Consider the following 11739-nt stretch of genomic DNA (forward strand, 5'->3'; position numbering starts at 1 on the left):
TCAGGTAGGTTGCCTTATGAATATCGACGATTTTCTCCCATGGCAAGGGGCGACCGAAGGGCTGGACGCCAACGACGACGGTGTCGACACACCGGAGGGCGAGGCATCCCGGTCGCGCGCAAAAGATGACGACAGTCTGCCGGCGTATGCCGAGTTGCACTGTCTGTCGAATTTCTCGTTTCAGCGGGGCGCGTCGCACCCGGAAGAACTGATCGCGCGTGCGGCATATCTGGGATACAGCGCGTTGGCCATTACCGACGAGTGTTCGCTGGCCGGTGTGGTGCGAGCGCTCGCGGAAGCGGTCAAGCATCCGTCTGTCTCGCTGATCGTCGGCAGCGAATTTCGTTTGACCCCTGAGGGGGACGCGTGGCAATCGTCGCAGGCGACGCCGAGCCACGATGCCGACACTCTCGATGCGCTGGGCACCGTGCATCTGGCCGCACTGGCGCAGCACCGCGACGGCTACGGCAATTTGTCCGAAATGATCACGCTCGGCCGTATGCGGGGGCCGAATCGCAGCTACCGTCTGCACGCGCGGGACTTCAGTGCGCCCGCCGGCGAGCACGCGCATCTGCGTGGTTTGAAGGGCTGTCTGATTATTCTCGTGCCCGATCCCGACGCGAGCCCCGAACGTACGCTGGCCCAGACGCGCTGGGCTGCACGGACCTTCGGAGAGGGGCGCGTCTGGCTGGCGCTGGAGCGTCGCCATCGTGCCGACGACGAGGCGCATCTGGCGCGTCTGCGTACTGTGTCCGCCGAATGTGGCGTGCCGCTCGTCGCCACGGGCCATGTGCTCATGCATGTGCGCTCGCGCAAGCCGTTGCAGGACACGCTGACGGCGATCGGGCGGGGCGTGCCGGTGCAGGCATGCGGGTTGTCGCTCACCGCGAATGCGGAGCAGCACTTGCGTGCCCGGCTACGGCTTTCGTGGCTTTATCCGAAAGAGGCGCTGGCCGAGACGGTCGCGATCGCCTCGCGCTGTCATTTCGATCTACGAACGCTGCGTTACGAATATCCGGAAGAACTCGTGCCTGCGGGGCACACGCCGGCGTCGTATTTGCGGCAGGAAGTCGAGGCGGGGGCGAAGTGGCGCTATCCGGACGGTGTGCCGGCAAAGGTGAAGGCGCTTCTCAAGGCAGAACTGGACCTCATTCACGAGCTTGAATACGAGCCGTACTTTCTGACGGTCTATGACATCGTGAGCTTTGCCCGTAGTCAGAAGATTCTGTGTCAGGGCCGTGGCTCGGCGGCGAACTCGGCGGTGTGCTATTGCCTCGGCATCACTGCCGTGAACCCCGATGAGGCGGAGGTGTTGTTCGGGCGCTTTCTGTCGAAGGAGCGCAAGGAGCCGCCCGATATCGATGTCGATTTCGAGCACCAGAAGCGCGAGATCGTCATCCAGTACATCTATAAGAAGTACGGCAACGACCGGGCGGCGCTGGCGGCCACGGTCATCAGCTATCGCATGCGCAGCGCCGTGCGCGATACGGGGCGTGCGCTGGGTATCGATCTGTCTATCGTCGAGCAGGTCGCGCAGAGTCAGCATTGGTGGGACGGCAAGGAGAACCTGCTCGCGCGCATGGCTGCGCAGGGGCTGTCGCCCGATGCCCCGACAACGCGTCTGTGGGCCGATCTGGTCGCGCGGCTGATCGGCTTTCCGCGGCATTTGTCGCAGCACGTGGGCGGTTTTGTGATTTCGCGCGACAAGCTCTCGCGACTCGTGCCGATTGCCCCGGCCGCGATGGCGCATCGTTACGTCATTCAATGGGACAAGGACGACATCGAGACGCTCCGGCTGCTCAAGGTCGACGTGCTGGCGCTCGGCATGCTGAGCGCGTTGCGTCGCACGCTCGATTTGCTTGGCGAGTGGCGAGGCAAACCGCTTGAGCTTGCCGAAATCCCGCGTGACGATCCGGCAACGTACGGCATGATCCGCCGTGCCGATACCGTTGGCGTATTCCAGATCGAGTCACGCGCACAGATGAGCATGTTGCCGCGTCTGAAACCGGTCAAATTCTATGACCTGGTGGTGCAGGTCGCGATTGTGCGTCCCGGGCCGATTCAGGGCGGCATGGTGCATCCCTATCTGAAGCGACGCAAGCTTAAACCGGAGCAGATCGACTATCCGTGCGACGCCATCAGACCCGCACTCGAGCGTACGCTGGGCGTGCCGATTTTTCAGGAGCAAGTCATGCAGATCGCGATGATTGCTGCCGACTTCTCCGCTGGCGATGCCGACGAATTGCGTCGCTCGATGGCGGCATGGAAACGCAAAGGCGGGTTGGAGAAATTCCAGACCCGCATCATCGGCGGCATGTTGAAGAACGGCTATCCGCGCGAGTTCGCCGAAGCGATCTGTCGGCAGATCGAGGGGTTCGGCGAGTATGGATTTCCTGAGAGTCATGCGGCGAGCTTCGCGTCGCTTGCGTACGCGAGTGCATGGCTCAAATGTCACGCGCCGGAGATGTTCCTGTGCGGCTTGCTCAACAGCTTGCCGATGGGCTTCTATTCGGCCTCGCAACTGGTGCAGGATGCACGACGACATCGTGTCGAGGTTCGCGCAGTGGATGTTTGCGTGAGCGATGTCGAGTCGCTTCCCGAAGCGAGGGTGAGCCGGTACGGAGACGCGCGTCGACCCGCGGTGCGACTGGGGCTGTCGCTGGTCAAGGGGCTGTCTGCCGAAGGCGCGCAGGCGATCGAGCGCGCACGGCGGCAGCGGCCGTTTACCGATATCGACGATCTGACGGCGCGCGCTGCGCTATCGCGTCGCGATCTGGATGCGCTGGCGGCGGCCGACGCCTTGTCGGCCTTGCTGGGCGCACGGCGTCAGGCACGCTGGGCGGTGGCGGCGTGGCAGCCGCCTACGCCGCTGCTGGGCGCCACCGTCTTGCGCGACGCCGTGCCGGGCAGTGCGCACGAGCAGGTGGCCTTGCCACCGATGGCCGAGGGACAGGACATCGTGGCCGACTACGCGAGTACGGGGTTGACGCTGAGGCGTCATCCGTTGCTGCTGCTGCGCGAGACGCTGACGAAGATGCGTGTGCGTACGGCCAGGGAGTTGCAGTCCGAGGGCGTACACGGTCGGCGCGTGCGTACGGTCGGCATTGTGACGGGACGCCAGCGACCGGGCACGGCCAACGGCACGGTCTTCGTGTCGCTGGAAGACGAGACGGGCGTGATCAACGTCATCGTCTGGCCCGATCTGGTCGAGGCGCAACGCAAGGAATTGCTGGCGTCGTCGCTATTGGGTGTGGAGGGCGTGTGGCAGCGAGAGGAACGCGTCACGCATCTGGTCGCCCATCGTCTGATCGATCTCTCGTCGATGCTGGGCGAACTCACGGTTTCCAGCCGGAATTTCCATTAGCGCGCGTGTGCACGTGACGTATTGCCGTGCATGTTCGACGGGGCGAGAGCGGTCGATGCACGCCCGTCAGGCTTGCCGTGTGGCGTTGGCCATGCCATGAGGCCGATGGGCATTTCGCCAATGCAGCGCGTTGGCAGTATCGGACCACGGCGTTGCGTCAGCCTGCAAATCCAACGAATCCGCCGAATCCGCCTGGGCTGCCGACGTATGGGAAAACCGCTCGCCGCCGGTGAGCCGATTGTTGGAAGTGACCGGACGCTTTCCGGCGAACGATGGCGCATCGTCTGTGGAAGATCCGTGTGACGCTTGATGGCTTGATGGCTTGATGACGCGATCGCCTCCGACGACAGCCTATTGCCTACACTCGGAGTGCATCATGGAAATTAACTCGGGATTACCAGGGCCGACGATTTCACCCACCACACGGCATGCCTCGCTTGATGCGACGCCATCTTCGACGGCGCAGGAAAGTTCGCGCGCGTCGCAAAGCGAGCGCACGGTTTCGCTCTCGACCTCTTCCGGGGGGATGTCGTCCGCATCGGCGGCGTTAGCCGCGCTGCCCAGAGAGGTGGCGTCCATCGCGGATTTCACCTCGGCCATTGACGCCAGGCTAAACGAGTTGCCTCGGGAAATCTTCTTGCCCCTCGATTTGACGAACGACATGGCGCCGAGGGACATGCTCGTCGGCGTGCGCCTTCCCGTGGAGGCCGCCGAGGCGGGGATGTCCACATTACCGCCACAGTACCGGGTGGTCGGGGCGGTGGGCACAATCATCGCGGATATCGTGAGCGGCACCGTCCGTTGGTCGGAGGGCGAGCGTCGCGAGTGGGTTTGCGTCACACCCCACCCACATCCCGAGACGTTCAAACCGGCAAATGCGGTCATCGACAGGGCGGCGGCCTGGGTGAGGGAGAGATTGCCGGTGGACAGCGGGCGGGCGGTCGCCAGGTCGATCGCCGAGGCGATGCTAACGGATGCGCAGACGCTGCAAATGATCGCCCAACGAACGAAAGACGTGCTTGCCTCGCGCATTCAGCGCGACATCGATCAGACGAAACCCGGGTATCGATTGATCGGCAGGCTAATGAACGCGATCTGCGAGCATCCCGCCATTGAAGGACGTTGTGATCAGAAAGGCGCGCGCATTTATGCTTATACCGTTCAGATCGGCGTGTCTCGTCGCCGTGATGCGAGCGTCGACCGTCTGACTGTCCCCGGCATGGTGATCGTATCGACTGCGGTGAGCGGCGCCGACGATCGGGGCACGAAATCGGCGGTGCTGTACTGCGCCGGCGTGCAAAAAGGCTTCAAGGGCAGGGCGTTCGGCAGTATGGAAACGTCATTGGCCGAATTCGTCCGGCACGCGCAGACCAAGCCGTTATCGGCGTTTCCATGCGAAACGTTGTCGTTGGGCGAAATGCTGCCGTTCTACCTGAAGTGGATGGTCCCGGACTTTGCGCAAGCTTCGGACACGGTCGTGTTCGCGGAATTGACGCCCTGTCACGACGATATCTTCGAGAGGATGGCGGCCGATACCGCTCAGGTCATCCTGCGTTGCGCCGGCGCCCCGCTGGCCCGGGACTTCACATCGGAGGCCATCACCCGCCACATGTGGCGGGCCTGGCTCGGCGATCGGCCCGACGCCGGCATCACCGACGCGTTCACGGATGCGTCTGCATTCAACGCGTCACAACACGACGACCGCGCGCCCTCGATACCGCAACATATCGACCCGGTCGCCGCCGCGCCGCACGAGCATCACGGTATCGAGCGCCTGACGGCGAGCCGATTCCGAGCCCGACCGTCTTGAGCGTCTCAATTGCCCTCAATCCACCTCAATGCGCCTCAATGCGCCGAATCCGCCTGCTTGCCTGCCTCTTGCGCGAGCAGGCTCGCCTCTTCTTCGCTGCGCAGACCGTTGAAGTGTGCGTTGAGCAGCACGGCGCTGATCGACGCGAGCAAAATACCGCTGTGGAAGAACGGGGCGAGGGCGTGCGGCAGCTTCATGAAGAATTTGTCCGACGCCACCGGAATCATCCCCACGCCGATACTGATCGCGATGATGTACAGGTTGTAACGGTTCTTCGTCAGATCCACCGTCGAGAGAATCTTCACGCCGGTGGCCGTCACCATTCCGAACATCACGATGCCCGCACCGCCGAGCACGAATTGCGGCACCGATGCCACCACGTGCGCGACCTTCGGAAACAGCCCCAGCACGATCAGAATCACCCCGCCCATCGCACACACCCAGCGGCTCTTGACACCCGTGACCCCGACCAGCCCCACATTCTGCGAGAACGACGTATACGGGAATGTATTGAAAATGCCGCCGATCAGCGTGCCCAGTCCGTCGACACGCAAACCGCGCACGAGTGTCTTCTGATCGACGGGGCGTCCCACGATGTCGCCCACGGCGAGGAACATGCCGGTCGATTCGATGAAAGTTACGAGCATCACCAGCGTCATCGTCGCGATGGCAATCGGATCGAAGCGCGGCGCACCGAAATGGAATGGCATGACGAAGCCGAACCAGGGGGCTTCGGACACGCCCGCAAACGACACCTTGCCCAGGGCGATCGCCACGATCGTGCCGAACAGAATGCCCAGCAGCACCGCGATGTTCGAGAAGAAACCGCGTACGTATTTGGTGATGAACAGAATGCACAGCAGGACCGCGAACGACACCCCCAGATACAGCGGGTTGCCGTAGTCGGGATTGCCGAAACCGCCTGCGGCCCAGTTGATGCCGACGCCCATGAGCGAGATGCCGATCACCGTAATGACCGTGCCTGTCACGACCGGGGGAAAGAGGCGCAGCAATTTACCGATGTACGGCGCGATCAGAATGCCGATGATGCCGGCGGCAATCGTCGCACCGTAAATATCGAGCAATCCGAGGTCCGGATTCGTGCCGATGGCGATCATCGGTGTGACGGCGGTAAACGTCACCCCCATCATGATCGGCAGACGCAAGCCGAAGATCCACAGACCGAGCGTCTGGATCAGCGTGGCGACACCGCAGGCGAAGAGATCGGCGTTGATGAGGAATGCGATCTGATCGACCGACATCTTGAGCGCGCCGCCGATGATCAGGGGCACCGCGACCGCGCCCGCGTACATCACCAACACGTGTTGCAATCCCAGCGTGAACAACTTGGGGAGCGGCAGGCGCTCGTCGACCGGGTGCACCGGTACAGCGGCAGATTGCGTCATGTCTTCTCCTGATCCGACGGTACGATTTGATTTACAAGGCTGGATTTGCGAAGTGAAATCGAGCGTAAATTTTTTACCGGAGCGCAGCGAGTCGCGTCAAAAAACACCTGGGTACATCGCGGGTGACGCGCGGCCGACGCCCGACACGCGGTCGTGGAGAAAAACTGCGGCCTGGCGACAGAGTACGCCCGCGCGCGGGCGGGCGCTCAGAACGCGGGAAAGCCTTACGCCACATGGCGGAGCGCGCTTGACGCGGTGACCATGCCCCGTCGTTGCCGTCTGCGGCATCGGTGCGAAATATCCTGCAGATCGCCGTGGTTGCCAGACGAGCGCCGACGACTATATCGAATTCGCAATACTAAAGATTGCTTCTGGGATATGAGATGCGGAGACACTGCCGGGGCACTAGCGCGACACCGCCGCGACGTGTCATGGGCAAACGAAAACGCCCGTCGGCCAGGGGGCGGACGGGCGTTTTCAGTCGTGCGTGGGGCGTGACGCCGCTCCACGCGGCGTTGCCTCACGTCATGCGGCGGCGTCGTATCAACGCCCGCCGGTGGCGCCCGACGGCTTGCGCGCCAGCGAATCGGCGGTGTTGCCCGTGGCGGCGTTTTGCTGTGCCGCGCTTTCGAGCTTGCTGGAAATCTCGTCGCCCATGTGATGCAGGAACTCCATTTCCTTCGCGCCGATGCCGCCTGCGCACAACGCGCCACCCCAGTCGCCGTAGAGCAGCGCCACGGTCTGGTTGCGTTGACGAACCGGCAGCAGGAAGAACGACTTCACGTTCGAGAAGTGCTGACGGTGCCACAGCGGAATGCGCGGCACGATACGCGGCTCGCGAGCATTGTCGATGAGGATCGCGCGGCCGTTGGTCAGCGCGAGATGGAAGACGTCCGGCTCGAAGGCTTCGGGGAAGGTCAGGCCGAGCAGCGGCTGCACATCGCGTCCGATACCGAAGCGCATCTCGAAGAACTTGCCTGCCGGCGCCCGCACGAACGCCGCGCAATTGACGAAACCCAGCGATTGCAGGATCGCTTCGAGCGTCAGGTTGAGCAGCCCGACGGCGTCGGTCTCGCCCGTCGCGGCCCGCACTTCCGACAGGCCATCCGCCAGACGTCGCGCCGAATCCAGCGGCTTGCCCGCCGGCGGCTGACGCGTGTTCGACGCCCCGGTGCTGATCGCGATGAATTCCTGATGGCTCGTGTCGCGCGCCATCTCCTCACCGACGGAGACCACTTCGCTGATATCCAGCGCCAGACGGTCGGCATAGCGCTCGGCCAATTCGGCCAGACGCGACGCATCGGCGCCGCGTGTGAGTTCCGTCACCATCTCGTTGGACATGTTCGCCACTGCGCACAGCCAGTCGGCGTGCGAGAGCGGCGCGTCGCCGTCCAGATCGATGGGGCGCATGCTCGTGGCGATGGATTCCGGCAGGCCCCACTTGCGTGCGGCCGCCTCGGCCAGCTCCGGAAACGAGATGCCCAGAATCTGCTCGCAGGCGTCGCTATCGCTGATGCCTTGCTCGGCCGCGGTTTCCTGAATGTCGACCCATTCGCTCGGGAAGCAATACGTCACCAGCAATCGCGCCACATGATGCAGCAACGTGCAGACGACGGCTTCCTCGCCGTCGCGGATCCCGTTCTTGGACGTGATGTCGCGCGCGAATGCCCCGGCCAGCGTGGCGCGCGCCAGTTCGCGGGCCATGTCGTCGCGCCGGGCGGCGACCTCCCCGAAGCCTTCGAGCAGTTTCAGGCTCAGCGCGAGGTGGCCGATCGTGTCGACGCCCAGAATCATGATCGCGCGCGAGACCGTCGTCACATTGCAGCCGAACGGCGCATACATGGCGGAGTTGGCCAGACGGATGACTTTCTGGGTCAGGGCGAAGTCCGAGAGCACGGACGACGCGAGGTCGGCCGTGCTCGTGTTCTCGCTTTGCATGGCAGAGACAATGCCCGTGACCGAGCGTTGCAGCGACGGAAAGTCGCCGCGCTCGGCCATGCGCTGCCATAACAATTCGAGCGTTTTTTCTTTGGTAAGGCTCATGGTAGCGGGGTTGTCCGGTCAGTGGCCGGCATCCACGTTAAGACGCCCGCTCGCAAAGGCCGCCTCCAGTTCTCCCGCAGGCAAGGCCTTGGACACCAGCCAGCCCTGGATGGAATGACAGCCGCGATCGATCAGCATCTGCCGTTGCTCTTCCGTCTCGACCCCCTCGGCGACCGCCGACAGACCCAGCTCGCGCGCCAGTCCCAGAACGGCCGTCACAATCGTGCGGTCGTTCGGTGACGTGGGCATGTCTTTGACGAAGCTGCGGTCGATCTTGAGTGCGGAGAGCGGGAAACGCTTGAGGTAGCCCAGGCTCGAATAGCCCGCACCGAAGTCGTCGACGGCGAAGCGCACGCCCAGCGTCTGCAACTCGCGCAGCACCAGATTGGCCTGCTCCGGGTCGCGCATGAGCACGCTTTCGGTAATTTCGAGCACCAGTCGGTGGCCTTCCACGCCGGAGTCGGCAATCGCCTGCCACACCAGGCTCGGGAAAGACGGATGGTGAAACTGTTGTGCCGAGACGTTGACCGACATGTACAGCCCGTCGAGCCGGGTGCGATCCCAGCGCGCGAGCTGCATGCAAGCGGCGCGCAACGCCCAGCCGCCCAGCAGATTGATCAGACCGTTGGCCTCGGCCAGCGGAATGAATTCGGCCGGGGAGACCGGGCCGAGCGCCGGGTGCCAGCGCATCAGCGCCTCGACACCCTTCACGTTCAGCGAAATCGGGTCGCAGATCGGTTGGTAATGCAGGCTGAATTCACCGTTGTGAATCGCCTCGAACATCGCCGATTCCAGCGAAAACGCCTTGCGGTGCAAGTCGCCCAGATCGTCCGTGTAGACGAACAGGCCGTTGCGGCCGCGATCCTTGGCGCAGTACATGGCGGCGTCGGCATGTTTGATCAGCAGGCCGGCCGAGTCGCCGTGCTGCGGATAGAACGACACGCCGATGCTCGTCGTCAGGTGCAGCAACTGATCGCCGACCTGAAACGGCTGCTGTACCGCCGAGAGCAGTCGCTTCATGATGCCGCCGAGCGCCTGTTCGTTATCGCAGCCGGGCAGCACCAGAACAAATTCGTCACCGCCCATGCGTGCGGCCATGTCCGTCTCGCGAATCTGCGCGATCAGGCGTTGGCCGGCATCGCGCAGCAACTGGTCGCCCACATCGTGGCCGAGCGAGTCGTTGACCTTCTTGAAGCCGTCCAGATCGAGCAGGGCGACGGCGAAATTCGGACCGCCTTCGCGCGCGTGCTGAATGGTCTCGACGATGCACTGCTGAATATATTGACGATTCCCGAGGCCCGTGACGGCGTCGCGCACGGCCAGATCGGACAGGCGCGCTTCATTTTCCTTGAAAGCGGTGATGTCTTCGCCATGCACGAGAAACGTGGCGTTCGCGCCGGACGCCCCACCAATGCGAGGCGTGTACTGGGCGATACGAAGGCGCATCCAGACACGGTCGGTCAGACCGCGGAGCAGGCGCACAGTGCACTGCTGGGGACCAAGGGTCTGGGCGGCGGAAAAAGCCTCCTGCAACAAGGGAACGTCTTCGATGCCGGTCAGCTCGAAGAGCGTGGCATGGTCGATGTACTCACGTGAGTATTCGAGCAGACGCAGGGAGGCTTCGGCAATGAAAAGAAAACGGCCATCGGCTGCAACGTGTGCCGAGAGTCCGCCGGTCAGCTCGACCAGCGCCCGGGACAATGCCGGGGCCGGCGCCGTGGCGTTGGCCTCGGCGATTGCCGATGCCAGGGTCGAAGGCTCGACCAAAGGCACACCGGCTGGGAGTCGATCTGAACTCATTGTTGTTGTCTGTGCATGCATCACGTCGAGCGCGCTGCCGCTCATGTGCTTCCCCGTTCAGGCAAACGCGCTCATGGCCGGACCGTGGTCCGGCGGGTGTCCGATGGATTGTGGGCCATTATAGCTAAAGACGCCAGCGATTTTGATGGCCCCAACCCCCCGTTTCACGCCGCTTTCCAACGGACTTCCCGTGTTGGATTTTTTCCTACAAGGCAATCGGGATGATTTCCTGCATGGCCGGTGGCGTTTGACCGAAGTTCGGTCAACATCGTCCGCCCGGAACACCTCCATGCCGCCGGTATGTTGACCGGCGCGATCATCTTGCGTGCGCCAGTCTACCCAAGCGGGAGCGACTTGAGGGCGCTGCAATCATGGATTTTTGCGATTGCGATGCAACATCGCAACAACAGCGACAGGCGAGCGCTGTTCCGCGCCGCCCGCCGCGTCTGCGATTCGCGGCTGGTGAGAGCGACGCCGGCAAACTGAGAATGCGCAGGCGGCGATTGCCGGCTCAGTCGCGGGCAGGATCCTCGTGTGCGAGCGACCAGGCGATGCAGGCGCGGGCCAGCGCGGCGGAGGCGTCCAGACCGAAGCGTGCGAGCGGGGAGTCGAGCGTCGCCAGGGCGACGGGGATTTCGGTGCAGCCGAGGATCACGCGTTGCGCGCCTGCGGCGAGGAGCTGTTCCAGCGCCATTGCGAGCGCCTCACCGCCGCGGCGAGTTTCCCCGGCCTTGGTAAGGCGAATACCTTCGTTGACCAGCGTCTGGTGCGCGAGCGGCTCGCGCGTCGAGACGAAACGGTAGCCCAGGGCTTCGAGTCGTGGGCGGTAGACATTGGCGTGATGCGTGCCCTCGGTCGCCATCAGGCCGATGGGGGCGCCGGGCGCGACACAGGTCGAGAGCTCGCCCGCGACGGCTTCGACCACGTCGAGTACGGGCAGCCGGGTGCGATGGCGCAGCGCGTCGAGCCATGCGTGGGCGGTATTGCAGGCAATCGCGATGCAGCCGACGCCCGACTGCTCGAGCGCATGCACGCCGTCGAGCATGCCGTCGAGCGGCGACGCGCCGTCGCGCAGCAGGGCTTCGGTGCGGTCGGGAATCTGCGGTACCGAATACAGGATGAACGGAATGTGATCCTGGTCGCGGTTGGCCGGGTGCTGATCGACGATCTTGCGGCAGAGGTCGATGCCGGCGGCGGGGCCCATGCCGCCGAGGATGCCGAGCGTGGCGTGCGAATTCATGATGATGACAATCTGCAGGAACGGCGAAAGACGGGATCTGCTGGTGCAGGGACCGTGGTCCCCGCACGACACACGG

7 protein-coding genes are annotated in these 11739 nt (G+C 63.7%); 2 read left to right on the top strand and 5 right to left on the bottom strand.

The genetic code is table 11. The features are described 5' to 3' along the window. Nucleotides 1–16 precede the first annotated feature (16 nt). Nucleotides 17–3364 carry an error-prone DNA polymerase gene (locus tag PAN31108_RS06920; protein ID WP_150668134.1) on the top strand — a complete coding sequence of 1116 codons (3348 nt, stop codon included), beginning with the start codon at nucleotides 17–19 and terminating at the stop codon, nucleotides 3362–3364. Between the two features lie 351 nt (nucleotides 3365–3715). On the opposite strand, the gene PAN31108_RS06925 is transcribed toward PAN31108_RS06920, so the two are convergent. Beyond that, complete coding sequence (locus PAN31108_RS06925) at nucleotides 3716–4042, bottom strand: hypothetical protein (RefSeq protein ID WP_174994877.1); 327 nt, start codon at nucleotides 4040–4042, stop codon at nucleotides 3716–3718. Here PAN31108_RS06925 and PAN31108_RS06930 point away from each other — a divergent pair. Next, a complete protein-coding gene (locus PAN31108_RS06930; protein WP_174994878.1) occupies nucleotides 4041–5174 on the top strand; it encodes a hypothetical protein in 1134 nt (377 codons plus the stop codon). The two genes, PAN31108_RS06925 and PAN31108_RS06930, sit on opposite strands and share 2 nt — an antisense overlap. A 35-nt stretch (nucleotides 5175–5209) precedes the next feature. Here PAN31108_RS06930 and PAN31108_RS06935 read toward each other — a convergent pair whose 3' ends face one another. From PAN31108_RS06935 to cuyB, 4 genes are all read right to left on the bottom strand, one after another. Then, nucleotides 5210–6580, bottom strand: a complete 1371-nt coding sequence (locus PAN31108_RS06935; protein ID WP_150668137.1) for a nucleobase:cation symporter-2 family protein — start codon at nucleotides 6578–6580, stop codon at nucleotides 5210–5212. Between the two features lie 543 nt (nucleotides 6581–7123). Then, nucleotides 7124–8623 carry an HDOD domain-containing protein gene (locus PAN31108_RS06940; RefSeq protein ID WP_150668138.1) on the bottom strand — a complete coding sequence of 500 codons (1500 nt, stop codon included), beginning with the start codon at nucleotides 8621–8623 and terminating at the stop codon, nucleotides 7124–7126. Between the two features lie 18 nt (nucleotides 8624–8641). Continuing rightward, nucleotides 8642–10390 carry a putative bifunctional diguanylate cyclase/phosphodiesterase gene (locus PAN31108_RS06945; RefSeq protein WP_174994879.1) on the bottom strand — a complete coding sequence of 583 codons (1749 nt, stop codon included), beginning with the start codon at nucleotides 10388–10390 and terminating at the stop codon, nucleotides 8642–8644. Nucleotides 10391–10934: 544 nt separating this feature from the next. Next, nucleotides 10935–11663 (bottom strand): cysteate racemase, encoded by a 729-nt coding sequence (gene cuyB, locus PAN31108_RS06950; protein ID WP_150668140.1) that lies wholly within the window; start codon nucleotides 11661–11663, stop codon nucleotides 10935–10937. Nucleotides 11664–11739 lie beyond the last annotated feature (76 nt).

It is taken from the genome of Pandoraea anhela (assembly GCF_902459655.1).
Taxonomy (GTDB): domain Bacteria; phylum Pseudomonadota; class Gammaproteobacteria; order Burkholderiales; family Burkholderiaceae; genus Pandoraea; species Pandoraea anhela.

Bases quoted from the DNA above. Each gene is read 5' to 3' on its own strand.
- PAN31108_RS06920 (WP_150668134.1), top strand. From the start codon at position 17: ATGAATATCGACGATTTTCTCCCATGGCAAGGGGCGACCGAAGGGCTG.
- PAN31108_RS06930 (WP_174994878.1), top strand. From the start codon at position 4,041: ATGCTCGTCGGCGTGCGCCTTCCCGTGGAGGCCGCCGAGGCGGGGATG.
- PAN31108_RS06925 (WP_174994877.1), bottom strand. From the start codon at position 4,042: ATGTCCCTCGGCGCCATGTCGTTCGTCAAATCGAGGGGCAAGAAGATT.
- PAN31108_RS06935 (WP_150668137.1), bottom strand. From the start codon at position 6,580: ATGACGCAATCTGCCGCTGTACCGGTGCACCCGGTCGACGAGCGCCTG.
- PAN31108_RS06940 (WP_150668138.1), bottom strand. From the start codon at position 8,623: ATGAGCCTTACCAAAGAAAAAACGCTCGAATTGTTATGGCAGCGCATG.
- cuyB (WP_150668140.1), bottom strand. From the start codon at position 11,663: ATGAATTCGCACGCCACGCTCGGCATCCTCGGCGGCATGGGCCCCGCC.